This is a genomic window from Mameliella sp. CS4, from assembly GCF_019392335.1.
Lineage (GTDB): Bacteria > Pseudomonadota > Alphaproteobacteria > Rhodobacterales > Rhodobacteraceae > Antarctobacter.
Genome location: NZ_JAHXRQ010000006.1, coordinates 176,185 through 202,076, shown reverse-complemented (window position 1 = coordinate 202,076; position 25,892 = coordinate 176,185). Strand labels below are relative to the sequence as shown.

At 64.4% G+C, this 25,892-nt stretch carries 26 protein-coding genes, 1 tRNA gene and 1 riboswitch; of the genes, 21 read left to right on the top strand and 6 right to left on the bottom strand.

From position 1 onward, the window contains the following. Nucleotide 1: 1 nt before the first annotated feature. Both KZZ07_RS10370 and KZZ07_RS10365 read left to right on the top strand, forming a co-directional pair. Nucleotides 2-292 carry a hypothetical protein gene (locus tag KZZ07_RS10370; RefSeq protein WP_219513977.1) on the top strand — a complete coding sequence of 97 codons (291 nt, stop codon included), beginning with the start codon at nucleotides 2-4 and terminating at the stop codon, nucleotides 290-292. A gap of 85 nt (nucleotides 293-377) precedes the next feature. Further along, nucleotides 378-1,169 (top strand): inositol monophosphatase family protein, encoded by a 792-nt coding sequence (locus KZZ07_RS10365; RefSeq protein ID WP_219513975.1) that lies wholly within the window; start codon nucleotides 378-380, stop codon nucleotides 1,167-1,169. A gap of 49 nt (nucleotides 1,170-1,218) precedes the next feature. On the opposite strand, the gene KZZ07_RS10360 is transcribed toward KZZ07_RS10365, so the two are convergent. Together KZZ07_RS10360 and KZZ07_RS10355 are read right to left on the bottom strand one after the other, a co-directional pair. Beyond that, nucleotides 1,219-1,587 (bottom strand): GFA family protein, encoded by a 369-nt coding sequence (locus KZZ07_RS10360; protein WP_219513973.1) that lies wholly within the window; start codon nucleotides 1,585-1,587, stop codon nucleotides 1,219-1,221. Next, nucleotides 1,584-2,363: a rhomboid family intramembrane serine protease gene (locus tag KZZ07_RS10355; protein ID WP_219513972.1), complete on the bottom strand. Its 780-nt coding sequence runs from the start codon at nucleotides 2,361-2,363 to the stop codon at nucleotides 1,584-1,586. The genes KZZ07_RS10360 and KZZ07_RS10355 overlap by 4 nt, the downstream gene beginning before the upstream one ends. Nucleotides 2,364-2,503: 140 nt before the next feature. On the opposite strand from KZZ07_RS10355, the gene KZZ07_RS10350 reads away from it, so the two are divergent. Next, nucleotides 2,504-2,899, top strand: coding sequence for a lysozyme inhibitor LprI family protein (locus tag KZZ07_RS10350; RefSeq protein ID WP_300442158.1), 396 nt, complete (start codon nucleotides 2,504-2,506; stop codon nucleotides 2,897-2,899). 4 nt (nucleotides 2,900-2,903) lie between these two features. On the opposite strand, the gene putA is transcribed toward KZZ07_RS10350, so the two are convergent. Then, the gene (putA, locus tag KZZ07_RS10345; protein WP_219513970.1) at nucleotides 2,904-6,335 is read right to left on the bottom strand and encodes a bifunctional proline dehydrogenase/L-glutamate gamma-semialdehyde dehydrogenase PutA; all 3,432 of its coding nucleotides are present in this window, start codon (nucleotides 6,333-6,335) and stop codon (nucleotides 2,904-2,906) included. A gap of 160 nt (nucleotides 6,336-6,495) precedes the next feature. Between putA and KZZ07_RS10340 the strand changes: the two genes are divergently transcribed. The 3 genes from KZZ07_RS10340 (at nucleotide 6,496) to KZZ07_RS10330 (ending at nucleotide 8,246) form a co-directional block, all read left to right on the top strand. After that, nucleotides 6,496-6,972, top strand: a complete 477-nt coding sequence (locus KZZ07_RS10340) for an Lrp/AsnC family transcriptional regulator (RefSeq protein ID WP_219513969.1) — start codon at nucleotides 6,496-6,498, stop codon at nucleotides 6,970-6,972. Nucleotides 6,973-7,002: 30 nt separating this feature from the next. Next, nucleotides 7,003-7,542, top strand: coding sequence for a tetratricopeptide repeat protein (locus KZZ07_RS10335; RefSeq protein WP_219513968.1), 540 nt, complete (start codon nucleotides 7,003-7,005; stop codon nucleotides 7,540-7,542). 619 nt (nucleotides 7,543-8,161) lie between these two features. Beyond that, nucleotides 8,162-8,246 (top strand) — tRNA-Leu (locus KZZ07_RS10330). A gap of 355 nt (nucleotides 8,247-8,601) precedes the next feature. Here the strand turns inward: KZZ07_RS10330 and irrA are convergent. Then, entirely contained in the window at nucleotides 8,602-9,027 is a 426-nt protein-coding gene (gene irrA, locus KZZ07_RS10325) for an iron response transcriptional regulator IrrA (RefSeq protein ID WP_219514021.1), read from the bottom strand. A 176-nt stretch (nucleotides 9,028-9,203) separates the two neighbouring features. On the opposite strand from irrA, the gene fabA reads away from it, so the two are divergent. Continuing rightward, the gene (gene fabA, locus KZZ07_RS10320) at nucleotides 9,204-9,713 is read left to right on the top strand and encodes a bifunctional 3-hydroxydecanoyl-ACP dehydratase/trans-2-decenoyl-ACP isomerase (RefSeq protein WP_219513967.1); all 510 of its coding nucleotides are present in this window, start codon (nucleotides 9,204-9,206) and stop codon (nucleotides 9,711-9,713) included. A 565-nt stretch (nucleotides 9,714-10,278) separates the two neighbouring features. Here fabA and KZZ07_RS10315 read toward each other — a convergent pair. After that, nucleotides 10,279-11,817 carry an anti-phage dCTP deaminase gene (locus tag KZZ07_RS10315; protein WP_219513965.1) on the bottom strand — a complete coding sequence of 513 codons (1,539 nt, stop codon included), beginning with the start codon at nucleotides 11,815-11,817 and terminating at the stop codon, nucleotides 10,279-10,281. Between the two features lie 466 nt (nucleotides 11,818-12,283). Between KZZ07_RS10315 and fabB the strand changes: the two genes are divergently transcribed. Genes fabB through KZZ07_RS10295 form a run of 4 tightly spaced genes read left to right on the top strand, consistent with a single transcriptional unit; the run spans nucleotide 12,284 to nucleotide 15,399 of the window. Next, entirely contained in the window at nucleotides 12,284-13,513 is a 1,230-nt protein-coding gene (gene fabB / locus KZZ07_RS10310; protein ID WP_219513964.1) for a beta-ketoacyl-ACP synthase I, read from the top strand. A gap of 19 nt (nucleotides 13,514-13,532) precedes the next feature. After that, a complete protein-coding gene (locus tag KZZ07_RS10305; protein WP_219513963.1) occupies nucleotides 13,533-14,321 on the top strand; it encodes an enoyl-ACP reductase FabI in 789 nt (262 codons plus the stop codon). Between the two features lie 11 nt (nucleotides 14,322-14,332). Beyond that, nucleotides 14,333-14,668 carry a hypothetical protein gene (locus KZZ07_RS10300; protein ID WP_219513962.1) on the top strand — a complete coding sequence of 112 codons (336 nt, stop codon included), beginning with the start codon at nucleotides 14,333-14,335 and terminating at the stop codon, nucleotides 14,666-14,668. A 56-nt stretch (nucleotides 14,669-14,724) separates the two neighbouring features. After that, the gene (locus tag KZZ07_RS10295; RefSeq protein WP_219513961.1) at nucleotides 14,725-15,399 is read left to right on the top strand and encodes an FAD-binding oxidoreductase; all 675 of its coding nucleotides are present in this window, start codon (nucleotides 14,725-14,727) and stop codon (nucleotides 15,397-15,399) included. A gap of 51 nt (nucleotides 15,400-15,450) precedes the next feature. On the opposite strand, the gene KZZ07_RS10290 is transcribed toward KZZ07_RS10295, so the two are convergent. Next, nucleotides 15,451-16,320 (bottom strand): hypothetical protein, encoded by an 870-nt coding sequence (locus KZZ07_RS10290; protein ID WP_219513959.1) that lies wholly within the window; start codon nucleotides 16,318-16,320, stop codon nucleotides 15,451-15,453. Nucleotides 16,321-16,433: 113 nt separating this feature from the next. Here KZZ07_RS10290 and miaB point away from each other — a divergent pair, with 113 nt between their 5' ends. From miaB to KZZ07_RS10240, 10 genes are all read left to right on the top strand, one after another. After that, nucleotides 16,434-17,744 (top strand): tRNA (N6-isopentenyl adenosine(37)-C2)-methylthiotransferase MiaB, encoded by a 1,311-nt coding sequence (gene miaB, locus KZZ07_RS10285; protein WP_219513958.1) that lies wholly within the window; start codon nucleotides 16,434-16,436, stop codon nucleotides 17,742-17,744. Nucleotides 17,745-17,963: 219 nt separating this feature from the next. Continuing rightward, nucleotides 17,964-18,560: an OmpA family protein gene (locus tag KZZ07_RS10280; protein ID WP_370631104.1), complete on the top strand. Its 597-nt coding sequence runs from the start codon at nucleotides 17,964-17,966 to the stop codon at nucleotides 18,558-18,560. A 19-nt stretch (nucleotides 18,561-18,579) separates the two neighbouring features. Then, the gene (locus KZZ07_RS10275; RefSeq protein ID WP_219513957.1) at nucleotides 18,580-18,888 is read left to right on the top strand and encodes a hypothetical protein; all 309 of its coding nucleotides are present in this window, start codon (nucleotides 18,580-18,582) and stop codon (nucleotides 18,886-18,888) included. 189 nt (nucleotides 18,889-19,077) lie between these two features. Beyond that, nucleotides 19,078-20,046 (top strand): PhoH family protein, encoded by a 969-nt coding sequence (locus tag KZZ07_RS10270; protein ID WP_219513956.1) that lies wholly within the window; start codon nucleotides 19,078-19,080, stop codon nucleotides 20,044-20,046. Nucleotides 20,047-20,119: 73 nt separating this feature from the next. Then, the gene (gene ybeY / locus KZZ07_RS10265; protein WP_219513955.1) at nucleotides 20,120-20,641 is read left to right on the top strand and encodes an rRNA maturation RNase YbeY; all 522 of its coding nucleotides are present in this window, start codon (nucleotides 20,120-20,122) and stop codon (nucleotides 20,639-20,641) included. Between the two features lie 14 nt (nucleotides 20,642-20,655). Further along, on the top strand, nucleotides 20,656-21,618 hold the full coding sequence (locus KZZ07_RS10260) for a hemolysin family protein (protein WP_219513954.1): 963 nt from the start codon (nucleotides 20,656-20,658) through the stop codon (nucleotides 21,616-21,618). Continuing rightward, nucleotides 21,611-23,155 (top strand): apolipoprotein N-acyltransferase, encoded by a 1,545-nt coding sequence (lnt, locus tag KZZ07_RS10255; protein ID WP_255564270.1) that lies wholly within the window; start codon nucleotides 21,611-21,613, stop codon nucleotides 23,153-23,155. Before KZZ07_RS10260 ends, lnt begins: the two co-directional genes overlap by 8 nt. Nucleotides 23,156-23,195: 40 nt before the next feature. Beyond that, nucleotides 23,196-23,242: riboswitch (SAM-SAH riboswitch) on the top strand. A 7-nt stretch (nucleotides 23,243-23,249) separates the two neighbouring features. Further along, the gene (gene metK, locus KZZ07_RS10250; RefSeq protein WP_219513953.1) at nucleotides 23,250-24,428 is read left to right on the top strand and encodes a methionine adenosyltransferase; all 1,179 of its coding nucleotides are present in this window, start codon (nucleotides 23,250-23,252) and stop codon (nucleotides 24,426-24,428) included. Between the two features lie 155 nt (nucleotides 24,429-24,583). Continuing rightward, nucleotides 24,584-25,327 (top strand): dienelactone hydrolase family protein, encoded by a 744-nt coding sequence (locus KZZ07_RS10245; RefSeq protein ID WP_219513952.1) that lies wholly within the window; start codon nucleotides 24,584-24,586, stop codon nucleotides 25,325-25,327. After that, nucleotides 25,327-25,866: a histidine phosphatase family protein gene (locus KZZ07_RS10240; protein WP_219513951.1), complete on the top strand. Its 540-nt coding sequence runs from the start codon at nucleotides 25,327-25,329 to the stop codon at nucleotides 25,864-25,866. The genes KZZ07_RS10245 and KZZ07_RS10240 overlap by 1 nt, the downstream gene beginning before the upstream one ends. Nucleotides 25,867-25,892: the final 26 nt, after the last annotated feature.

Sequence of the window (25,892 nt, the reverse complement as noted above, 5' to 3'; positions counted from 1 at the left end):
TATGAAACTGACTTTGACCGCCGCTGCCACGGCGCTCGCTCTCAGCGCGACCTCGGCGTTTGCCTGGGGCGACATGTACATGGGCGACGCGACAAACGATCCGAACTCGAATTTCCTGGTTCACAGCTACAACGCGCCGAACTTCTGCCCGCAGGGGCTGCAGCCGGTTCTGGCGGGGGGCGTCGTTTGCTGCGGCAAGCCGAACGCCGGGGCCTATTACAACCATCCGGGCCGCCAGCGGTCCTATTCGCCGCAGTTCGTGCCGGGCGAAAAGGGCGCTGTCTACCGCTGAGGCGCCGCGCCTCTTGGCATTGCCTGTCAGGCCGCGTATACGCGCGGCCTGATTTCATTTGTGACCACGCGGGAAAGGCCGGGCCATGCAGGGCAGCGCGAATCTGAATATCATGATGAAGGCGGCGCGAAAGGCGGGCCGGTCGCTGGTCAAGGACTTCCGCGAGGTCGAGAACCTCCAGGTCTCCATGAAGGGCGCGGGTGACTTCGTGTCAAAGGCCGATATCGAGGCCGAGCGCATCCTCAAGGAAGAGCTGATGGGCGCGCGGCCAAACTATGGCTGGCTGGCCGAGGAAGGCGGCGAGGAGCCGGGTGAGGATCCGACCCGGCGCTGGATCGTCGATCCGCTGGATGGCGGCACCAACTTCCTGCACGCGCTGCCGCATTGGGCGATTTCCATCGCGCTGGAACACAAAGGGCAGATCGTGTCTGCGGTGGTCTTCGATGCCGCCAAGGACGAGATGTTCTATGCCGAACGGGGCGCGGGTGCCTGGCTCAACGATTCCAAGCGCCTGCGCGTTTCCGGACGGCGCCGCATGGTCGAGGCGGTCTTTGCCACCGGCATTCCCTTTGCCGCGAAACGCACCCTGCCCGCGACGCTCAAGGATCTGGCCCGCGTGATGCCGGAATGCGCCGGCGTGCGGCATCTGGGCTCTTCCTCGCTGGACATGGCCTATGTGGCGGCGGGCCGCTACGAGGGCTACTGGGAACGTGAGCTGAAGCTCTGGGACATGGCCGCAGGTTATCTGATCGCCAAGGAGGCCGGCGCGCTGGTCGATGGTGTCCGCGAGGGGCAGGACCCGCTGGAAAGCGGCAGCATCATCTGCGCCAACAACGAGATTTTCGGTGGCTTCCTCCGGCTTTTGCGCGCCGACTGACAGGTGCGCGACCCTGTCCCGGGCTTGACCCGGGACCTCTGGCCAGTGGTCAGAGATCCGAGGGGTGATTGACGCCGTCGTTCCAGCCCAGCGGCTCGAAGTCCTTCGGGTCCATCCCCTCGATGCAATAGAGGTTGACCCCGTATTCGTTCGGGTTCGACCGACGGCGGTGGTACATGTAGATGCCGCAGGTCTTGCAGAAATGGTGCTGGGCCGTGTGGGTGCCAAAGCTGTAGAGTGCCAGGTTCTCTGCCCCTTTCATCACCTCGACCCCGTCCAGCGGGGCGCTGACGACGGCGGCGCTGCGGCGACGGCAGTAAGAACAGTCGCACCGCCGGGCCGTCGCGGTCCCGTCTGACAGGCGCACCCGCAGTTCTACGGCGCCACAATGGCAGGTGGCGGTGTGGATCTCTGTCATTTTCTGCGAATCCTCGGAACTTGTGTGTGGTGTTTGCGGCTCTGGACGCGCGGCACGCGGCTGCGTTCAAAGGCGTATTGCGTTTCCGGGTGTGGGGGATGGCCCTCGTTGCGGTTCCAGAAGCGCGCGCCGCCGCGCCGCAGCCAGACCGGTATTGTCAGCAAGAGGCCGATCACAAAGCCGCCCACATGCGCCCAGTAGGCGACGCCGCCCTGGTCGGCGGGCGCGCTCCACCCGCCGAAAAGCTGCATCGCGAACCAGAGCGCCAGCATCAGCCAGGCGGGCACGGGGATAACGCGGAAGATGACGATAAGGATGATCAGGATATCGACCCGCGCCTTGGGGAAAAGCAGCAGGTAGCCACCCATGACTCCGGCAATGGCGCCAGAGGCCCCCACGGTGGGTACGGTGGACAGCGGTGCCGAGAGCCAGTGGATCAGCCCCGCGCCCAGCCCGGCGGCAAGGTAGAACAGCAGGTATCCGACGTGCCCCATCTCGTCTTCGAGGTTGTCGCCGAAGATGTAGAGGAACAGCATGTTGCCCGCGATATGCATCCATCCCCCGTGCAGGAACATCGAGGTCATAAGCCCGGAGAACCCGTAGCCTTCGGACAGAAAGCGCGGGACCAGCGCATAATCGGCATAAAAGGCCATCATCGCCCGCGGCGAGCCTTCGTATTGCAGCGAGGCCAGGAACACGACGATATTGATCGCGATCAGGGCGTAGGTGACGAAGGGCGTGCGCCCCGACGGGTTGTGATCGCGGATCGGAAACATGGGGTGGAGATTGGCATGCCAGGGGGGGAGGTCAAGGTGCCTCGGTCCCGGCGCGCATCATGCGGACGGTTGCGCGGGCTTGCCTTGATCGCGGCCTTGGCCGAACATTCCCCTCCGATGCAACAGTGGGAGATGAAACTGTGACCCTCAAGCGATCCTTGACCGTGGTGGCGTTGGGTGTGCTGCCCTTGGCCGCCGGCGCCGATCCTTCGTTGGAATGCAGCGTATCCGCCGGTAGCCAGGTGGAGATCTCCGAATGCGTCGCCCGGGCCGAGACGGCCGTGGACGAGGCGCTGGCCATCGCGCTGAGCTTTGCCAGCGACGCGGCACGGGAGCTGGACGAAGTCACGGGGCGCGCGATGTCGCTGCCCGCGCTGGAAAGCGGGCAGGCCGCCTGGGCGGCCTACCGCGATGCCCACTGCGATTTCGTGGGTGCGACCTATGGCGGCGGCTCGGGCACCGGGATCGCGGTCCGCTCTTGCCGGGTCGAGCTGGGCCGCGCCCGGATTGCCGCGCTGATGCAATTCACCCGGTAGGGGGTCAGCCCTCCTGCCCGGCCAGCAGGGCGGCATTGCCGCCCGCCGCGGTTGTGTCCACGCAAACATGCCGTTCGGCGCGGGCATGACCCGTGTCCGGGCTGCCGGTGATCAGCGTCAGGATCGGGCCCGGACGATCGGCCAGGGCCTGCCGGTAGGCGCGGGCGCGGTCCGCATCCCCCCACCAGAGCGCCCCTGCGATAGCCTGCGTGTCCTGCAGGGCCTCCGGCGACAGGCCGGGGGCCACTGCCGCGCGCCCGCCCAGGGCGCGAATGGCCTGTGCCTGTGCCTCTGCGGCGGCTTGCCCCGGTCCAAGACAGATCAGAGGTGGGCGCGCGTGCTGGTGCAGCACGTTGGCCTCGCCCGTCGGGCCGGGCAGCTCTATGCGGCTGGGGGCGGGATCGCTCTGCGCGGCCTCTGCCAGGCGCTTGGCCAGGTCCTTGACGGATGTGTCCGTGTCGTCGCCGGGCGTGTCCGGCGCGGGATGCGCGCGGAACCGGTCGAGGTAGAGCGGGCCGCCCGCCTTGGGACCGGTGCCCGACAGGCCTTCGCCCCCGAAGGGCTGGCTGCCCACGATGGCGCCGATCTGGTTGCGGTTGACGTAGATGTTGCCCGCCTCGATGCTTTCGGTGATCTGCTGTACGCGCTCGTCGATCCGGGTCATCAGGCCGAAGGTCAGCCCGTAGCCCGTGCCGTTGATGGCACCGATGACGCGGTTCAGATTGCGCGCCTTGTAGGTGGCGACATGCAGCACCGGGCCAAAGATCTCACGCTCCAGATCCTCGATCCCGTTGATCCGGATCAGCGTCGGCGGCACGAAATGCCCCGGCGTGGGCACGGCGACCTGTTGCAGCACGCGCCCCTCGCGCGAGGCCTGTGCGACATGATCCAGGATACCGTCCTGCGCCTCGGCGTCGATCACCGGGCCGACATCGGTGGCCGCCTCCCAGGGATCGCCCACGACAAGGGTTTGCATGGCCCCCTTGAGCATTTCGAGGAAGCCTTCGGCCACGTCCTCTTGCACGTAGAGACAGCGCAGCGCCGAACAGCGTTGCCCGGCGGACTGGAAGGCGGATTCGATGATCGCCTGCACGGCCTGTTCGGGCAGGGCGGTGCTGTCGACGATCATCGCGTTCAGACCGCCGGTTTCCGCGATGAAGGGCGCGCCGGGGGCAAGGTTCTGAGCCATGCTGCGGTGGATGATCTGGGCGGTCTCGGTGCCGCCGGTAAAGGCGACGCCATCGACATCCGCGCAGGAGGTCAGCACCGCGCCCACGTCACCGGCGCCGGGCAGCAGTTGTAGCGCCGCGCGCGGCACACCGGCCTCGTGCAGCAGGCGGGTGGCAAAATGCGCGATCAGCGGTGTCTGTTCCGCCGGTTTCGCCAGAACGGCGTTGCCCGCGGCCAGTGCGGCGGACAGCTGTCCTGTGAAGATCGCCAGCGGGAAGTTCCAGGGCGAGATGCAGGCAAAGGTGCCCAGCGGGCTGTCAGTACCCTCCTGGCAGCGGGCGGCATAGTAGCGCAGGAAATCCACCGCCTCGCGCAGTTCGGCCAGGGCGTCCATCAGCGATTTGCCCGCCTCGCGGTGGAGGATGGCAAAGATCTCGGCCTGGTTGGCCTCGTAGAGATCGGCGGCGGCATTCAGGACGCGCGCACGCTCGGCCGGGGAGGCCTGCCAGGGCTGCGCGGCCGCGGCTGCGGTGCGCGCCTGTTCGGGGCTGGCCCAGGTGATCTGCCCCAGAACATCGCCGGGGTTGGCGGGGTTCACGACTTCCTCGGTGTCGCCGGGGGCGGCCTCGGCCACGGTCAGGGGGGCAGCCTGCCATTGCGCATTGCGGAAGGCTGCGCGCCCATTGTCGAGCGCGGCAAAGCTGGGGCGGTGCCGCAGGTCCAACCCCTCGGAGTTGCGGCGCTCGGGCTGGAAGAGGTCGGGGCCGGTTGTCAGGGCGCGGCCTGCAGGCGCCTCGAACGGGTCGGCGGCCACGGTTTCGGGGGCCACGTCTTCGTCCACGATCTGGTTGACGAAGCTGGAGTTGGCGCCGTTTTCCAACAGGCGGCGCACCAGATAAGCCAAGAGGTCACGGTGCGCGCCGACCGGGGCATAGATCCGGCAGCGGGTCTTGTTCTGCTCCATGACCAGCCGGTGTAGGGTTTCGCCCATGCCGTGCAGCCGCTGGAATTCAAAGGCGGTCTTGTCCTCGGCCATGTGCAGGATGGCCGACACCGTATGGGCGTTATGTGTGGCGAACTGCGGGTAGATCCGGTCCGTCATCGACAGCAGCTTGCGCGCGTTCGCGATGTAAGAGACATCGGTGGCCGCTTTGGAGGTGAAGACCGGAAAGCCGGGCAGGCCCGCGACCTGGGCGCGCTTGATCTCGGTGTCCCAGTAGGCTCCTTTCACGAGGCGAACCATGATGCGGCGGTCTAGCTTTTCCGACAGCGCGTAGAGCCAGTCGATGACCGCGTCCGCGCGCTGACCAAAGGCCTGCACGACGACGCCAAAGCCTTCCCACCCGGCAAGACCGGGATCGGACAGGACTTCCTCGATCACATCCAGCGAGAGCGAGAGGCGGTCGGCCTCTTCCGCGTCGATGTTCAACCCGATCTTCGCGTCGCGGGCCTGGATGGCCAGGGCCCGCAGCCGGGGGATCAGCGCGGCGCGGGCGGTGTCGGCCTGCAACTCGTCATAGCGGGGGTGCAGCGCCGAGAGCTTGACCGAGATGCCGGGGTTGTCGCGGGTGGCCTCGTGCGGGGCATTGGTGGCGATGGCGCGGATCGCCTGGGCATAGGCCTCGAAATAGCGCTGCGCGTCGGCCTCTGTCCGGGCGGCCTCGCCCAGCATGTCGAAGGAATAGGTATAGCCCTTGGCCTCTTGCGCCTTGCCGCGTTTCATCGCGGCCTCGATGCTTTCGCCAAGGACAAACTGCGCCCCCATCTCGCGCATGGCACGGCCGACGGCGGTGCGGATCACCGGTTCGCCCAGACGTTTGATCGCGCCGCGCAGGTGGCCGACGGGGCCGGGCTGCTTTTCTTCCAGCACCTTGCCGGTCAGCATCAGCGCCCAGGTCGAGGCATTGACCAGCGGCGAGGTGGAATGGCCCAGGTGGCGCGACCAGTCGGAGGGCGCGATCTTGTCCTCGATCAGAGCGTCGATCGTGGCGCTGTCCGGCACGCGCAAAAGCGCCTCGGCCAGGCACATCAGCGCAACGCCCTCTTCGGTCGAGAGCCCGTATTCGGCCAGGAAGACCTCCATCAAACCGGGGCGGGTGGCACCACGGATGTCGCGCACGAGCTTGGCCGCATTGCCCGAGATCGCGGCGCGGGCGGAGGCGTCCAGCGCGGCCACGTCTTTCAACCGGGCCAGCGTTTCGGCCTCACCGGCATAGGTCATCGCGTCGATGCGCGCGCGCAGGTCTGTCATCTGGTCCTTCGGCATGCTCGTGCCTTTCTGGATTTCGGGTAAGATACGGGGGACGGTGCACGGAATGGATACCAGCGCACCGAACTTTGGTGTAAGATACCCGGAGTGTCGCGGGACGTTTGACTGTTTTTGCTGGCTGGACTTGTCGTTTGGCCCAAGTTTTCGGGGAAATGCGATGGAATCGGAAATCTCGGACCTTGACCGCTTTGATCGGGCGATCCTCGGCGAACTGGCGGGTGAAGCGCGCATTTCGGTGACGGAACTTGCGCGGCGCATCGGCCTGTCGAAATCGCCCACGCAGACGCGTCTGAAGCGGCTGGAAGAGGCCGGGTACATCCGTGGCTATCGCGCGGTGCTGGATCCGATCCGTCTCGGGCTGGATCATGTGGCCTTTGTCGAGGTTCGCATGGTCGACACGCGCGAGGGCACCCTGGCCCGGTTCAACGCGGCGATCACTACGATCCCCGAGATCGAACAGGCGCATCTGATCGCGGGAAACTTCGACTATCTCCTGAAGGTGCGGACCCAGGACATGCCCAGTTATCGCCGGGTTCTGGCGGAAAAGGTCTCGACCCTGCCGGGGGTCGCCTCGACCTCGACCTTTGTTGCGATGGAAGCGGTCAAGGAAGAGGGTGTCGCGGATGTGACTTGACCCTTGGTCAGGCCGTGCCACCCTTTCGCCATGAGACTTGCCCTTGCCCTGACCTGTCTGGCCGCGCCTGTTCTGGCGGATGGCTGCCCGACCGCGCCGGATCACAGCGCAGAGATGGATCCCCTGTACGAAGCGCTGCTGGTCGCGCCAGACGAGACCGCCGCGCGGATGATCACCAACCAGATGTGGGGCTATTGGGACAATGCCCCCGACGAGGCCAGCCAGGCGATGCTGGACGAGGCGATGCGCGCCCGTGCGCGGTTCGACTTCCTGCGCGCCCTGGACCGGCTGGACACGCTGGTGGGCTACTGTCCGTTCTACGCCGAGGGGTATAATCAGCGTGCCTTCGTCAATTTCCTGCGCGAGGATTTCGCGGCGGCGCTACCCGATCTGGACCGCGCGCTGGAGTTGAACCCGCGCCATATCGGCGCCCTGTCGGGCAAGGCGGTGACGCTGTTCGCCCTGGGCCGAGAGGAAGAGGCGCAGGCCGCCCTGCGCGCGGCGCTGGCGATCAACCCCTGGCTGGCGGAACGCGCCTTGCTGAAGCCGTTGCCGGGCGAAGAGTTGTAACCCAACCGGCTAGTCCAGGAACCGCCGGCTGACAAAGCCGCGGACGCCGCGGTTGTCCATGACGTTGATCCAGAGGCTGTTGCTTTCGATGCAGCGCCGTACCAGTTGCGGATCGCTGTTCCGGGCCGGTCGGCAGGCAGTGGTGTGCCCAGCATCTCAAGCAGCAGGGTGTCCGGAAAGTCGAGACGGGCGCGGTTGACGGATTGCTCTGTATAGGGGGTGTTTTCGACAGGCAGGCCGGATGCGTGAAAGCCCGGCTTGCCTAGAGGGGGCAAGCGGCGCTTGGCCTCGGTATAGCCATCTCCGGCCAAAAGGCGCCCGGCCATGAAGACCGGCGCGCAGGCGCTTTCGCACCGTTGGCCCGGACCGCCAGTGTGACGGTGCACCCCATGACAGGGTTGCCGCCCTTGCTTGCATCCGCATCCAGGACCCCGCCACCAGCCTGCCAAAGCGCCAAAAGCGCGAGATACCGACACAGGGAGAGAGGATGACGCATGACGGGCCCTTTGCCGGTCTGACAGCCAAAGCGTATCGGTTGCGCCCATCGGACCAAGGGAGCCGTCAGTCGGGATCGGTTCCGGTTTACACGGCCCGCGCAAAGGCTATGGTCGCGCCACTGGCCCGCGTGGTGGAATGGTAGACACAGGGGACTTAAAATCCCCAGGCTTTATGCCGTGCCGGTTCGAGTCCGGCCGCGGGTACCAGTCAGATCTTCCGGCAGGTGCGAGGATGCGCGCCGATCCGAGCGTGGGGGCTTTCTTGCCACGGTCGTACCACGCGCAGACAGGACCAGTCGTGACCGGCGGCCGGAGCGGACTGGGCCTTTGACGCGGTCCATAAACCCTTGCATACGCGGGCCTGACATTGCCGCGGTCGAGGGCTGGACATCATTTTGGGCTGGGACTGGTCTATTGCGCTGGGACTGATCTATTGCCAGGGCGTGCACGCCCTGTCGCGTGTTGCCAGTCCACCACCCGCGCCATGACCCGATTGCGTCATGCGCAAGGACGGTACGGGGCAGGGGAATGTCGAGCGACGAGAAAGGCCGGGGTTCGATGCTCAGTCGGCGGTCTTGCGGCGCAGGCGGATGACCACCTCGACAGAGGCGATTTCCGACCCCTCCGGTGCTTCCGGCAGGCGCGTGATTTCCAGCTGGTCCGCCGGCGCATCGGTCAATGCGCCACGATCTTCCCAGAAGAAATGCGGGTGATCGTGGGTGTTCGTGTCAAAGTAGCTGCGCGAGCCGTCCACCGTGACTTCCTGCATCAGGCCGGCATCGCAAAAGGCCTTGAGCGTGTTGTAGACGGTGGCTAGGGAAACCTGCTCTCCGCTGTCCTTGGCGGCGGCGAAAAGGCTTTCGGCGGTGACGTGACGGTTGTTCCCGTCGCCTACCAGCAAAGCCGCCAGCGCGACGCGCTGACGTGTGGGGCGCAGATCGCTGCGTCCCAGCCAGGTCTTGCCGCGCTCGGTCGCCTCGGACATCATCTCTCGCTGTGGGCCTTGCATTGTAGGCTATATATAGAGCCGCATGGAGGTACAATTCAATGGGTTTCCTGCCGCAGGCTGGGGCGCCTGCGGCGGTGGCGCCCTTGCAGGGCTTGCAAACGCGGTGCTAGAGGGGGCAAGCTTTTGACAGAGAAACAAAGAAAGGGACCGCCTGCATGGCCGACTATCCCACCAGCTTTGGCAAGGAAGACCTGCTGAAATGTGCCCGCGGCGAGCTGTTCGGGCCGGGCAATGCCCAGCTGCCCGAGCCGCCGATGCTGATGATGGACCGGATCACGGATATTTCCGGGGATGCGGGACTGCACGGGAAGGGACATGTTGTGGCGGAGTTCGACATCGACCCCAACCTGTGGTTCTTCGAGTGCCATTTTCCGGGGAATCCGATCATGCCGGGGTGCCTGGGGCTGGACGGGCTGTGGCAGCTGACCGGCTTCAACCTGGGCTGGCGCGGCTGGCAGGGGCGGGGCTATGCGCTGGGCGTGGGTGAGGTCAAGCTCAAGGGCATGGTGCGCCCGGACCGTAAGATGTTGACTTACAAGGTGGATTTCACCAAGGCGGTGCAGACCCGGCGGCTGACGATGGGCGTCGCGGACGGGATCGTGGAGGCCGATGGAGAGGTCATCTACGAGGTCAAGGACATGAAAGTGGCGCTGTCCGAGAGCTGATTTCGGGGACCCTTTGTACTCCGGCCGGGTGGGGTGAAAATCCCCCTCCCGGGGGTCAAAAGTGAACCGATCAGTCTGTACGTTTTGTACAAAACGTACATCGTTTCCAGCATTTTGTACAAAGCGGTAGGGGTTTGTTAAGACCCCCGTTCCGGCGTGTCCGGCAGGTGGGTTTGAGGACCCGTCGCGGCGCGCGTGACGAGGTGCGGCGGCGGGGAGACCCCCGCCCTACGGGTTTGCCGACTTGACGCCCGGCCCAGGGAGTTGTCGTTGGGTCAGAGTGCCAGCCGCGCCATTGACGGGCCGCGGTACGGCGATCCGAGGCGTGGAGCCTCTTGGTTTATCCCTGCCACGTCCGAAGAAGATCGACACGGGTGCCTGGCCCCACCAGATCGCCGTGCCGTGGGGGCGGCCCGGCGATGGCGCGGCGCCCTTCGGGCTTGATTCCGCGCTTGGGTGGTTTGTTCATTTTGTGTTGCAGGGGGCGGTGCGGATAACAGTATCGGTGGGTCAGAAACCCACCCTACGCTTGCATGAACCTAACCGGAGGCCCGTCTTCAAGGGCTTAGCTCTCGACCAGGTTCAGAAATTTGGCCACATCCTTTGAAGTCGATTGTACCGTCTCAAGGATTTTTGCTTGAAATGCAATTTCCCGATCAAAATGCTTTTGGATTTGATCCCTCAACACCGGCGATGAATCTTTTGGCGTCCACTGCAAAACATATCCTTGCTCATTCTTGGACGATCCTCTTGAAAAAAGGCTTCGATAACGAACTGGGGTTATCCCAGTGAACTGCTCGAACACAACAAGACTTTCTTCGGTACCAATTGGGTCGATGGAAATAGAATCGGGATACAAGTAGTCGGCGAAACTCTTTGGGTACGGCTCAAGGTATGTAACCTTGGATATGCCGGCTGCAACAATATGCTTTGCGCAATTGTGGCATGGAAAGGTCGTGCAATATAATGTCGCACCAATTGTTGCAACCCCAAGTCGCGCTGCTGTCGAGAGAGCGGCCATTTCTGCGTGGACTGCACGCCCGAATTCTAGGGTGTCCATTATCTGACTATCCTTAAGGGGGGCGTCAGATGAGTCGAGATACTTTTTGCTTATTTCAGTGTCAGAAATTAGGTTGTTAAACAACTCCTTCCTGTCTCGAAGGATTTGAATTATTTCAGTGGCCATTTGCCTTTTCCGAATAGTGTTCAAATCCATGCCAAGCGCCACATCTCTAGCGTCAACGCCTTCGTCAGACCAGTAGGTTCCGCCTCCTGCTTTCGGCGCCTCATTGAACCCAGTTGCCGCGACATCACCACTTCTCTCGATGACAGCGCCAACTTGCCTAGCTGTGTCACATGAGGTCAAAGCGACATTCATTGCAATATTCTGAAAAAATTCTGGCCTAGTGGGTGAGATTGCGGGGTTCCCAAAAAGCGCCTCAAAAAACCTTTTCAGACACTTCTTTGAGGATTCTCGAGACGAACAGTCAATAATCAAATCGGCCAAATGAAACACCTTACCCACACGCTGACCAAAATCCTTGGAGGCTTCAGAGTTGTCTATATCGATTAGCTCTTTCGCTTCTGTTCTCCAAGTGTCAGGTTTTGGTTGACCGGGATTGCCTCCAGCGATCTTTCTTGACAGGGACTCTACTCTTGCCTCCAGCGGCGCGTGGCACGAAATAAGTATGAACTGTTCGCCATAAACATCTCTGAGCGATTTGACCTCCTCAGGTCTTTTCAATTGATCAATTATATAGGCGAGGCGCGTGGGCTTTCCATCTTCAGCTTCGTGATTATCACGATTGCTTACGATGCCGCTAATGGCGACGGATGCAAAGAAGTCCTTGCGGTTTGCCATTTTCCTGATTTCGTTGCAGGCTTCGATCCGCGATCCATATCTCTTGTCCAACGGGGTATCTACAAGAGAAATTCCCTTGGACTCCAAGTCGACCTCTTTCAAGTAATCAGTCAGCTTTATGGTATAAGAAGCATAATAGAGATGATGCAGCGCTTCTTCAATCCAGCTAGCAACATCAACCGTCTCGACACCCATGCGTCCGACGATGCCGATAACAAGTTCTGGGAACACGATCTGAGACAAATTAGCATACTCCAGCTTCACTTTCTATGTATCAATCAACTTGAAGGTATGGTCAAACTTCCTTGTATGCGGAGGTACAAATCATGCAGGCAACGCAGCAAAGAAAACCAGTTAACTTCTCGAAATCGTTCAAAAAAACGGCATCTCAGTACAGTGATCTGAGTGATTCGAAGAAACGAGATCTTGAACGCGTCAAGTACTTGGAGGCTCTACGGCGTCAGCAACAAGAACGCCGTTCGAACTGACACGTTATCGCTTCACTTCTTGTAGGTTGCTCGTGTGCGGTCCCGTGCAAGCAGCATGGTGTCATTTTTTGCTTGCTAACGTTGCTCGAAAAACTCATCGCAACAATGGCCATATTTACCGTTGACCCGACGGGTATTGTGGCTGCCGACTCGTGATCCCCTCCTTGCGCCTCCCCCCCCACCTCGCCTACTAAGACCCTGACACATCAGGAGGAGGCTCCATGCGCCGCGTCGTCGTCACCGGGCTCGGGATCGTCTCGAGCATCGGCAACAATGCCCAGGAGGTCCTGGCCTCGCTCAAGGCGGGCCGTTCGGGGATCACTGCCAACGAGCAGATGAAGGAACACGGGTTCCGCAGCCAGATCGCCGGGGCCATCGACCTGGACCCGGCCGCGCATATCGACAAGCGGACCCTGCGCTTTATGGGGCCGGGGGCGGCCTATGCCCATATCGCCATGGGACAGGCGATCGCGGATGCGGGCCTTGAAGAAAGCGATATCGTGAACCCGCGCACCGGCCTCGTGGCGGGCTCGGGCGGGCCCTCGACCAGCGCCATGCTGACGGCGCATGAGACGGTGCTGAAAACCGGCGCGACCAAGCGGGTCGGGCCTTTTGCGGTGCCGAAATGCATGTGCTCGACCGTGAGTGCCAACCTCTCGACCGCCTACAAGATCAAGGGGATCAACTATTCGATCACCTCGGCCTGTTCGACAAGCCTGCATTGCATCGGCAACGCGGCGGAGCAGATCATGCTGGGCAAGCAGGACGTGATGTTCGCCGGCGGGGGCGAGGAGCTGGACTGGACGCTGTCCTGTCTGTTCGACGCGATGGGCGCGATGTCGTCGAAATTCAACGACACGCCGGACAAGGCGAGCCGGGCTTTCGACAAGGACCGCGACGGGTTTGTGATCAGCGGCGGCGGCGGCATCCTCGTGCTGGAGGAGCTGGAGCACGCGCGCGCCCGGGGCGCCAAGATCTATGCCGAGGTGACGGGCTACGGCGCGACCTCGGACGGGGCGGACATGGTGGCGCCCAGCGGCGAAGGCGGCGAGCGGGCGATGCGGATCGCGCTGGACACCCTGCCGGAGGGCCGCAAGGTCAGCTATATCAATGCGCATGGCACCTCGACCCCCGTGGGCGACGTGGGCGAGATCGAGGCGGTGCGGCGCGTCTTTGGCGAGGGGACAACCCCGCCGGTGAGTTCGACCAAGTCGATGACCGGGCACAGCCAGGGCGCGACCGGCGCGCAGGAGGCGATCTATTGCCTCTTGGCGCTGCAACATGATTTCATCATCCCGTCGATCAACGTCGAGACGCTGGACCCGGCGCTGAAACCGGCAGAGATCGCGACCACGCTGGTCGAGAACGCGGGGCTCGACTCGGTGATGACGAATTCCTTTGGTTTTGGCGGCACCAACGGGTCGATGGTGCTGTCGCGGTTCAATGACTGATTTGCGCGGATAGAGTGGGATGACCATTAATCTCGAAGGCAAGCGCGGGCTTGTCATGGGCGTTGCGAACGATCGTTCGATTGCCTGGGGAATTGCCAAGGCGTGCCACGAGGCGGGGGCGGAGCTGGCCTTTACCTACCAGGGCGAGGCCTTCGGCAAGCGGCTGGAGCCGCTGGCGAAAAGCGTCGGGTCGGACTTCATGGTCGACGTGGACGTGACCGACGATGCCTCGCTGGACGCGGCCTTTGCGGCGCTTGCAGAGCGGTGGGACCGGGTGGATTTCCTGGTGCACGCGATTGCCTATTCGGACAAGGCCGAACTGGCGGGGCGGTTCCTGAACACCTCGCGGGACAACTTCAAGAACTCGATGGATATCTCGGTCTATTCCTTCATCGAGGTGGCGCGGCGGGTGCATCCGCTGATGACCGAGGGCGGGACGATGCTGACGCTGACCTACCTGGGCAGCCAGCGGGTCGTGCCGAATTACAACGTCATGGGGGTGGCCAAGGCGGCGTTGGAATCGACCACGCGCTACCTGGCCAATGACCTGGGCCCCGAGGGCATCCGCGTGAACGCGCTCTCGCCGGGGCCGATGAAGACGCTGGCCGGCGCGGCCATCGGGGGCGCGCGGCGCACCTACAAGCACACCGGTATGAATGCGCCGCTGCGGTCGAACGCGACGCTGGAGGCGGTGGGCGGCACGGCGGTCTGGCTGATCTCGGACGCGGGTGCCTATACCACGGGTGAGGTCATCATGGTGGACGGCGGCTATCACACCATCGGGATGCCTCAACTGGAGAACCTGTAACGGAGGCAGCGATGCGTCGGGTGGCATTGATCCTTGGGGTGGCGGCGGCATTGAGCGGCTGCATGGAAGGCGCGACGGCCGTCGGCGGCGGCGCAGGCGGCAGAACGGGCGGCGGGCAGGGCCCGGAGGCGCGCAAGCTGTCCAGTGGCATGTCCCCGGCGCAGGCCGAGGGTGTCTTTGGCCTCGATGCGGGATACGAGCGCAACCCGGCGAACTGGGACGAGGCCTGTATCAGCTACGCCTATGATGGCGGTACGCGTTATGTCCACGCGGTCTATCGAAATGACCGTTTGGTGCGCGCGACAGACGGGCATGGCGCGATCTGTACCTACGGTGACGCCCTGTAGTCGCCGGAACCCCGGGCCGGATCATGCGTTGAGCCTCCAAGAGATTGGAGGATTCCATGACACATCAGATCGAACTGCAAAGCGTTGACCGGCTGACCCATGACGTGCGTCGCCTGACCTTTGAAAAGCCCGCGGGCTATGACTATGCCCCGGGGCAGGCCACGGATTTTGCGCTGGACCGTGATGGCTGGCGCGAGGAGCAGCGCCCTTTCACCTTTACCAGCCTGCCCGACGAAGAGCGGTTGGAATTCGTCATCAAGTCCTACCCCGAGCATGACGGCGTGACCGAGCAGATCGCTGACCTGCAACCCGGCGAAAAGGTTCTGATCGGGGACCCCTGGGGCGCGATCGAGGACAAGGGTGACGGCGTCTTTATTGCCGGTGGCGCGGGCGTGACGCCCTTTATCTCTATCCTGCGCAAGAAACTGGCCGACAAGGGCACGCTGGAGGGCAACACGCTGATATTCTCCAATCAGTGCGAGGGGGATATCGTGATGCGCAACACCTTCGAGGCCATGCCGGGGCTGCGCTGTCACTGGACCGTGACAGAGGAAAAGGGCAGCCCACTGGCGCGCGGCCTGATCGACGCCGAGATGCTGAAGGGTTTTGTCGATCCCGACAAGGACATCTGCTACGTCTGTGGCCCCGATCCGATGGTCGAGGCGATGCCGGGTGAACTGCAGAAACTGGGTGTGCCGGAGAAGCAGATCGTGACCGAGGATTTCGGCTGATCCGCGTGCCGATGGCGGGGAGACCCCCGCCCTACGCCCCCGGGCAGGCCGTCAGAACCATTGCCCCGGTTCCATCAGGCCGAGATCCAGCAATTGCCGCGAGTGCCATTCGAACGGTGTCGAGTTGTGCCAGCGGAAGGTGCGGATGTCGAAGGTGGAGCCGGGGTTGCGTTTCAGCGCCTTGGCGGTGCGGAAACTGACGATGGCGGCGGTCAGGTTGTTGTGCCAGGGGCAGGCGTAGGTGTTGTATTCCTCGTCCGAGAACGTGTGATCCTCGCGCAGGGTCAGCCCCTGTTTCGCGCGAAAGATGGCGATCCGGTCGATCTTGCGCCGGGTTTCGGGCACGTGTTCCTCGAACCGCCAGCGCAGCCCCCCGAAAAAGTTGAGCTGCCGTTCCTTGGGGTGGTTGTGGTGCCCGGGATCGGGCCGGGCCAGGGCGTAGTAGCCCGACCTGTCCATCCAGGCGTCATCCAGCGACACGGCGTCCGGGTGGCGGTTGAGGTCGCCCGCGTAGAGATCGACCACATAGGTCAGCATGGCGTCGCGCCGTTCCTCTGTGTGGAAGGCCAGCATCTCTCCGATTGTCCGGTTCTCCGAGAAGGGAAAGAACAGGTACTCGGCGTTGTAGCAGTAGTAGAGCCATTGACCGGCGGCCCTGGGGATGACGCGGTTGACCGCCTGTTGCAGCGCGCCGTCGGCGCGCATGTCATGGGCGACGTGATGGATCCTGTCTTGCAGGTCCTCCGGCACGGCAAGGTCCGCACCGCCAAAGAGGATCACGCTGCGAAAGCCGCAATGGCGGTGATGGCGCAGGGTGGTGTCCAGTTCGATCCCGTCCTCGGCAAAGATCAGCGCGACGGGGCCGCGCTGCAGCGCCTCGGCGCCCCGGGACAGGAAGTGATCTAGGTCTTCGTGAAACATGTTCGGCCTCTGGGGCGCTTTTGCGGCAGACTCGGTGAAAATCTGGTGCATTGCAAGATGGGGGGATTCTGCGGTATCCGCAGCCCTCGAACCCGAGAGCAGGAGCGCGCGCGATGGCCCCGAAGAAGCTTTATATCAAGACCTACGGCTGCCAGATGAATGTCTATGACAGCGAGCGCATGGCCGAGGCGATGGGCGGCGAAGGCTATGAGACCACCGAGCGCCCCGAAGACGCGGACATGATCCTGCTGAACACCTGCCACATCCGCGAGAAAGCGGCGGAGAAGGTCTATTCCGAGCTGGGCCGCTACAAGGGGCTGAAGGCCGCGCGCCCGGACCTCAAGATCGGCGTGGCGGGCTGCGTGGCCCAGGCCGAGGGCGAGGAGATCATGCGCCGTCAGCCGATGGTGGACCTGGTGGTGGGGCCGCAAAGCTATCACCGCCTGCCCGAGATGGAGGCCAAGGTGCGCACCGGCGGCAAGGCGCTGGACACGGATTTCCCCGAGGAGGACAAGTTCGACCACCTCAAGGGGCGCCCCAAGGCGAAACGCGGGCCGACCGCCTTTCTGACCGTGCAGGAGGGCTGTGACAAGTTCTGCGCCTTTTGCGTTGTGCCCTATACCCGCGGCGCCGAGGTGTCGCGCCCGGCGGACCGCGTGCTGACCGAGGCGCGCGACCTGGTGGAACGCGGCGTGCGCGAGATCACGCTGCTGGGGCAGAACGTCAATGCCTATCACGGCCACGACGGTGGGCTTGCCGGGCTGATCCACGCACTGGCAGAGGTCGACGGGCTGGAGCGGATCCGGTTCACCACCTCGCATCCCAACGACATGGACGAGGCGCTGATCGAGGCGCATGGCACCTGCGACAAGCTGATGCCCTACCTGCACCTGCCGGTGCAGGCGGGCAGCGACAAGATCCTGAAGCGGATGAACCGCCAGCATACCGCAGAGCAGTATCTGCGGTTGATCGAACGGCTGCGCGCGGCGCGGCCGGATCTGCACCTGTCGGGCGATTTCATCGTCGGCTTCCCCGAAGAGACCGAGGCCGATTTCCAGGCCACGCTGGACCTGATCGAGGCGGTGGAATACGGCAGCGCGTTTTCCTTCAAGTATTCCGAACGGCCCGGCACCCCGGCGGCGGAGCGGCCCCAGGTTCCGGAAGCGGAAAAGGACGACCGGCTGCAGCGGCTGCAGGCCCTGCTGACCAAACAGCAGCGCAGCCTGCAGGACGCGATGGTGGGCCGCGACGTGCATGTGCTGTTCGAAAAACCCGGACGGCTGCCCGGCCAGATGGTCGGGAAATCGGAATACCTGCACGCGGTCCACGTCGAGACCAGCGGAATCGTGCCGGGCGACATGGCCCGAATCCGAATCGAATCCAGCGGCCCCAATTCCCTCAAAGGCGTGATGAGCCCGCTCTAGGCTGACCTCCGAACCCGTTGTTTCAAAAAAAAGGTTCGGATTATCCACAGTAAAATAAGGCAGTTGCGGGAACTGTTTCCGATTTTGGGACAGTGTGCATAGCTTTTCTCTTCACAGGGAAGGCAACTTTGCTAATGTGTTGATTATAGTAAATTTGCCTGCGCGCGCTGCCAAACCGAGCGCAGGCATCAGGGGAAACTATAACCAAGGGACCAGGCTGTGGCGTATCGCATTACCAAGGCCATCGGCGCGATGGCGCTTGCGGCTCTCGCTGGTCTGTCGGCCGCTGCGCCGGCAGTCGCCGAGGACGCAGGGAAGACACCTTTCATTTCCACGCAGAACACCCGCACCATCAAGGGTGAACAGTACATCCCCGGCATCTGGGTCGATCCGGACGGCTGCGAACACTGGGTGATGGACGACGGCGTCGAGGGCTACATGAGCCCCCACGTCAGCCGCAAGGGCATCCCGGTCTGCCGCCGTGCCAACACCTGCGGCGTCATGAACACTGACCAGTTCTTTGCCACCGACAGCTACCGGATTTCCAAGCACGGGCAGGCCCGCATCGCCGAGTTCTTCCGCAGCGCCTCTGCGGTGGGCTACGTGATTGCCGGCCACACCGACAGCCGCGCCTCGGACGAGTACAACATCAAGTTGAGCTACAACCGCGCGCTGGCCGTGGCCAGGGTGGCCCGGTCGGTTGGGGCAAACATCACCGACGTTCGCGGCTATGGCGAACGTATGCCGGTCGCCACCAACAAGACCGCACAGGGCATGGCCAAGAACCGCCGTGTCGAAATTCTCTGCTTCCGGTAATCCAGAGGGGACCAGGATTATGAACTTCGTGAAACCGATCCTTCTGGTTGTCGCTGCCGTCGGCCTGGCCGCCTGCGACCCGGTCGGCCCTGACAAGAGCCGCGACCGCCAATCCGTCGACCGTGACGACCTGACCGGCATGAAAGCCGGTATCTGGGTCGATCCGAACGGATGTGACCACTGGATCATCGACGACGGTGTCGAGGGCTATCTCTCGCAGCGTCTGGACAAGTACGGCAAGCCGGTCTGCTCGGGCATCGCGCCCCCGACCATTGCCACCGGCGACTTCAAGGGTGGCTCGACCTCGGTCATCGGCGACCCGCTGTAATCCCGACCCTGACAGGCACGCAGGGTCTCAATAGGCCGCGCAGCATCTGCTGCGCGGTCTGTTTTTGTTGCACTTGCATGACATTCCGTCCCAGCCCGCGACCGAGACTTGCGCCACCGGGCCGCCGGGTGCACCATATCTAGCAGAAACATGCGTCCGGATTCGGACGGCCCTGTGCAGGAGACGGGTTTGACAGCGGGCACCTTGACCGAAGCCATCGTTGAATTTCCAGACAATCGACTGCTGATCGATCTTTGTGGAGAATTCGATCGCAACCTGACCGACATCGAGGCCCGCACCGGGGTGCAGATCCTGCGCCGTGGCAACCAGCTGGCGATCCACGGCCCAGAGGACGCCGTGCCGGAGGCGGCCGAGGTCCTGCGCATGCTCTACGAGCGGCTGGAACAGGGCCGCGAGGTGGACCGTGGCGACATCGACCGGGCCTTTCGCATGGAGGACGACGAGCCGGACGAGCAGCTGGAAATGTTCAGCGGCGGCAAGGTCGAGATCAAGACCCGCAAAAAGCTGATCGAGCCGCGCACCGACGCGCAAAAGGCCTATGTGCAGTCGCTCTTTGCCAACGAGTTGGCCTTTGGCATCGGCCCGGCGGGCACCGGCAAGACCTACCTGGCGGTGGCGGTCGGCGTGAACATGCTGATCACCGGCGAAGTCGACAAGATCATCCTGTGCCGTCCCGCCGTCGAGGCGGGCGAGCGGCTGGGCTTTCTGCCCGGCACGCAGGAGGAAAAGGTCGATCCCTACATGCAGCCCCTGATGGATGCGCTGAACGATTTCCTGCCGGGCAAGCAGCTTGCCAAGATGCGCGAGGAGAAATCGGTCGAGATCGCGCCGCTGGCCTTCATGCGCGGGCGCACGCTGTCGAATGCCTTTGTCGTGCTGGACGAGGCGCAGAACGCGACCACCATGCAGATGAAGATGTTCCTGACCCGCCTGGGCGAAGGCTCGCGCATGGTGATCACCGGCGACCGGACGCAGATCGACCTGCCGCGCGGCGTGCCTTCGGGGCTGGCGGACGCGGAACGGCTGCTGAGCCATGTGTCCGGCATCTCGTTCAACTATTTCACCGGCAAGGACGTGGTGCGTCACCCGCTTGTCGCCGCGATCATCGAGGCCTATGAGGCGGACGCGGAGGGCTGAGACCCTGGCTCCCGCTTCCTTGGTTTGAAAACTATCTCGGGGGTCCGGGGCAGGGCCTCCGGCGCGAATCCACATGTTGACCGATACGATTTTCGAGGACGACCGTTGGGAGGCCGCCGGGCTGGCGGAAATCTCGGAACGCGGTGCGGTGGCGGCGCTGATGCACCTGGGGCTCTCCCCGGCGGGCTACGAGATCGCCGTGCTGGGCTGTGACGATGCCCGAATTGCCACGCTGAACGGCGATTTCCGCGACAAGCCCACGGCCACCAACGTGCTGAGCTGGCCGTCTGAGGATCTGGCCCCCGAGACACCGGGAGGGACGCCCTGGCCGCCCGAGCCCGAGGACGAGGCGCCGCACCACCTGGGCGACATTGCCCTGGCCTGGGAAACCTGCGGGCGGGAAGCCGCCGAGCAGGGTATCGCTTTGGAGCAACATGTCACACACTTGGTTGTTCATGGCGTGTTACATCTTTTGGGGTATGACCATATGCGTGATGCGGACGCCACGCTGATGGAACGGCTGGAGGCAGAGATACTTGGCAATCTCGGTCTGCCGAACCCATATGGTGAGGATGATGGCCCCGATGGGGTATGACTGGAACAGGAAAGATGGGCGATAGCGACGACTCGTCTAAGGCAGCGCAAAGCGCGCCACTGACGGGACACATGAACGGACACGGGCCGCGGCGCAGTTTCTGGCAGCGGTTGTTCGGCCGGGGCGGCGAGGGGGCCTCGCGGCACGGCTCTGCGGCCGAAAGCGCGCCACGGGCGCACGACAGGCCGGTTCACGGCATGATCAACCTGCGTCGGATGCGGGTCGAGGATGTGGCCATTCCAAAGGCCGAGATCATCGCCGTGCCCAATACGATCACCAAGGAGGACCTGGTCACCGTGTTCCGCGAAAGCGGCATGACGCGGCTGCCGGTCTACGAGGGGACGTTGGACACGCCCGTGGGCATGGCCCACCTCAAGGATTTCGCGCTGCAGCAGGGCTTTAACGGCACCGGCGGGCGGTTCAACCTGAAACGGATGCTGCGACCGCTGCTCTTTGTGCCGCCGTCGATGCCGATTGGCGTGCTGCTGACCAAGATGCAGACCGAGCGCCGTCACATGGCACTGGTGATCGACGAATACGGCGGGGTCGACGGGCTGGTGACGATCGAGGACCTGATCGAACAGGTCATCGGCGAGATCGAGGACGAACACGACACCGACGAGGATCAGTACTGGACCCGAGAAAAGACCGGCTGCTACCTGGTGCAGGCCAAGACGCCGCTAAGCGATTTCGAGGGTGAGCTGGGCCTGGCGCTGACCGACCACGACGACATCGACGAGGAAGAGATCGACACGCTGGGCGGGCTGGTCTTCATGCTGGCGGGCCGCGTGCCCGCGCGGGGTGAGGTCGTGCCGCATCCGGCGGGTCTGGATTTCGAGGTTGTCGATGCGGACCCGCGCCGGATCAAGCGGCTGCGGGTGCGCCCGTCCAAGACGACACGGACCGAGACCGCCGCGACAGCGCCCGCGCCGGTGACAGAGGCGCCGGCGGTCAAGGCCGACGCGGGCCATGCCTGACAGGCGGGCGGTGGGCGGCGCCCGCGTGGCTGCTGGCCCCTTGCCGGGCTGGATGCGCCTGCCTCTGGCGGTGCTGGCGGGCGTGGTCATCGGTCTGGGTCAGCCTCCTTATGACCTGTGGTACCTGGGGTTCGCGGGCTACGTCGCGGCGGTCTGGCTGTTCCTTGTGACGCCGGGCGGGCTGCGGTCGGCGGGCACGGGCTGGGCCGTGGGGCTGGGCTATTTCGGTTTTTCGATGGGCTGGATCGTCGAGCCTTTCTTTGTCGATGCCGCCGTGACGGGATGGATGGCGCCCTTTGCGCTGATCGGTCTTGCGGGCGGGCTGGCACTGTTCTGGGGGCTGGCGTTCCGGCTCTCGTCGCAGGGGCGCTACCCGGTGATCGGGCTGGTCCTGGCGTGGAGCCTGGCGGAACTGGCGCGTGCCTATGTCCTTACCGGTTTTCCCTGGGCGCTGGTGCCCTATGTCTGGCTGCCGGTTCCGGTGATCCAGTGGGTCTCGGTCATCGGGCCGCACGGGCTGACTGTGATGACACTTTCGGCGGCGGCGCTTTGCGCGTTGGCGCTGCGCCCCGGCGGGGGGCGGGCGGCCCTGGGCGCCGTTGCCCTGCTGGCGGTGCTGTTCGGCGGCGGCTGGCTGCTGACCCCTGCCGCGCAGGACCTGGCAGCGCGCCCCGTGGTGCGGCTGGTCCAGCCCAATGCCCCCCAGCACGAGAAATGGGACCCGCAAAAGATCCCGGTCTTCATGCAGCGCAAGCTGGAGTTCACCCGCGCCGCGCCCACGGAAGGCGGGGCGGCGCCCGCGCTGGTCGTCTGGCCGGAAACCAGCGTGCCCAACCTGTTGCACCGGGCGGGGCCGACGCTGGACCGGATCACCGAGGCGGCGGGCGAGAGCCGGGTGCTGCTGGGGGTCCAGCGTGCGGACCAGGCGGGCTATTACAACTCGCTGATCGTGCTGGCGCCCGGTGGCGGGGTGCAGGCGCTCTATGACAAGCATCACCTTGTGCCTTTCGGGGAATACATGCCCGCCGCCGCGCTGTTCGCGCGGTGGAACATCGCCGGGCTGGCCGCCCGGGCCGAGGGCGGATACACGCCCGGGCCGGGGCCGCAGGTGATCGACATGGGCCCCCTGGGCAGCGCCCTGCCGCTGATCTGCTACGAGGCGGTCTTTCCCCAGGATGTGAACGGCGCGCCCTTGCGGCCGGACATGCTGATCCAGATCACCAACGACGCCTGGTTCGGCACCTGGTCCGGTCCTTTCCAGCACCTGGCCCAGGCCCGTATCCGTTCCATCGAACAGGGGCTGCCGATGCTGCGCGCAGCCAATACCGGCGTCTCGGCGGTGATCGACGGGGCGGGGCGTGTCCTGGCCAGCATTCCCCTGGGCGAGGCGGGCTATGTCGATGCGCCGTTGCCGCCGCCGATCCGGCACACGATCTACAGCCGCAGCGGGGATTTTCCGGTGGGTTTGCTCATGTTTGTGGCAATTGCGGTGCTTTCGGCGGCGTCCCGCCGCCGCAGCGACACAGATTCCGATTGACCCTGCGCGCTGCGCCGCGTACCCGCTTCTGGACATCAAAAACCCGTCACAACGGCTTCCTGGCGTGACGGCGTCATCAATGGAGCACCCCATCATGTCCCGACACAACTACATCTTCACCTCCGAGTCCGTCTCGGAGGGGCACCCGGACAAGGTCTGCGACCGGATTTCCGACGCGATCCTGGATGCCTTCCTGGCCGAAGACCCGCTTGCGCGTGTCGCCTGCGAGACCTTCGCCACCACCAACCGCGTGGTCATCGGGGGCGAGGTGGGCCTCTCTGACCAGGACAAGCTGGCAGAATACATGGCCAGCATTCCCGACATCGCCCGTGCCTGCATCAAGGACATCGGCTATGAGCAGGACAAGTTCCACCACGAGACCGTGGAAATCACCAACCTGCTGCACGAACAGTCCGCCCATATCGCGCAGGGCGTGACCGGCGAGCAGGGCGACGAAGGTGCCGGCGACCAGGGCATCATGTTCGGCTACGCCACGAACGAGACCGACGCGCTGATGCCGGCGCCGATCCAGTTCAGCCACGCGATCCTGCGCCGCCTCGCCGAGGTGCGCAAGAACGGCACCGAGCCCCGGCTGGGCCCGGATGCCAAGTCGCAGCTCTCGGTCCGCTATGAACACGGCAAGCCGATGGGCGTGACCTCGATCGTGCTGTCGACCCAGCACATCGACGAAGACATGACCAGCGCCGATGTGCGCGATCTGGTCGAGCCCTACATCCGCGAGACCCTGCCCGAGGGCTGGATCACCGCCGAGACCGAGTGGTGGGTGAACCCGACCGGCAAGTTCGTCATCGGTGGACCGGACGGCGACGCGGGCCTGACGGGCCGCAAGATCATCGTCGACACCTACGGCGGTGCCGCGCCGCACGGCGGCGGCGCCTTTTCGGGCAAGGACCCGACCAAGGTGGACCGGTCGGCGGCCTATGTCGCCCGCTATCTGGCCAAGAACGTGGTGGCCGCCGGGATGGCGGAACGCTGCACCGTGCAGCTGTCCTATGCCATCGGCGTGGCCAAGCCGCTGTCGATCTATGTCGACACGCACCAGACCGGCCAGATCGAGGCGCAGGCCATCGAGGCGGCGATCCCCAAGGTGATCGACCTGACCCCGCGCGGCATCCGCACCCATCTGGACCTGAACAAGCCGATCTATTCGCGCACCGCCGCCTATGGCCACTTTGGCCGGGCGCCCGAGGCGGACGGCGGTTTCTCCTGGGAGCGGACCGATCTGGCCGAGGCGCTGAAGAAAGAGGTCTGAGAGGGGGCTGTGCCCCCGTCTCCCTGCGGTCGACTCCCCCCGGGGGTATTTGGACCAAGAAGAACCACAAGAGGCGCCCCTGTCACGGGGGCGCCTTTTCTTTTTCCGTGGGCGGCTATCTTTGCGATGTGGAATGTGAACAGGGAGGTTCCGTGATGATCCGCACCGTTTTTGCTGCCGCCGTGATGCTGGCGGGCGCAGCCCAGGCCGAGATCCAGGCCGGCTATCATGAATACACCGTGGGCGACCGCAGCTACGAGGGCTATGTCGCCACGAACACCGCCATCACGCCCAAGGGCACGGTGCTGATCGTGCATGACTGGGACGGGATGACCGCCTACGAAGAGCGCCGCGCCGAGATGCTGGCGGCGCTGGGCTATACCGCCTTTGCCATCGACGTCTACGGTGCCGACGAAGACCCCAAGACCGTCGACGAGAACCGCGCGCTGTCGGGCGCTCTTTACGGCGACCGCGAGGAATTCCGCGCGCGGCTGATGGGCTCGATCATGGAGGCGGCCAATATCGCGGGCGCCACCGATGACATCGTCATCATGGGCTACTGCTTTGGCGGTGCGGCGGTGCTGGAAGCGGCCCGCGCCGGGGCCGACCTGCAGGGGTTCGTCAGCTTCCACGGCGGGCTGGGCACGCCCGAGGGGCAGGACTACAGCGCGACGAGCGCTCCGGTGATGCTGTTCCACGGCAGCGCCGACCCGGTGTCCGGGATGGGCGACCTGGCCGCGCTGCTGGACCAGTTGCAGGGCGCGGGTGTCGAACATGGCGCGCAGGTCTTTGGCGGCGCCCGCCACAGCTTTACCGTCTATGGGTCGAGGGACTATGACCTGACGGCGGACCAAGGGTCCTGGGAGGGGCTGCTGGGCTTCCTTGACGACCGGCTGTGATGCGGTTCCTGATCCTTGCCCTCGGCCTGTTGTGGCCGGGGGTGCTGATGGCCAATGACTGGGCCGCGCTGGACCGGCCTGGCGCCTTTGCCATCATGCGCCACGCGCTGGCGCCCGGCACGGGCGATCCGGCGGGTTTCACGCTGGAAGACTGCAGCACGCAGCGCAACCTCGATGACCGGGGCAGGGCGCAGGCACGCGCCATCGGGGCGGCCTTTCGCGCGCGCGGGGTGCAGTTCGACGCGGTGCTGAGCAGCCAGTGGTGCCGCTGCCAGGAAACGGCCAGCCTGCTGGAGCTGGGAGAGGTGACACCGGCGCCCGTGTTCAACTCCTTCTTTCGCGATTTCGACCAGCGCGCGGTGCGGACGGCTGGCGCGCTGGAGCTGTTGGAAACGCGGGGGGGACGGCCCATCGTTGTCACGCACCAGGTCAACATCAGCGCGCTGACCGGGCGCGGCACGCGGTCGGGCGAGGTGCTGGTGGTGCGTCGGAATGGCGACGGGCTGGAGGTGCTGGGGAGCATCCTGATCGCGCCGTGAGCGCGCAGAGGAGCCTTGCACGATCG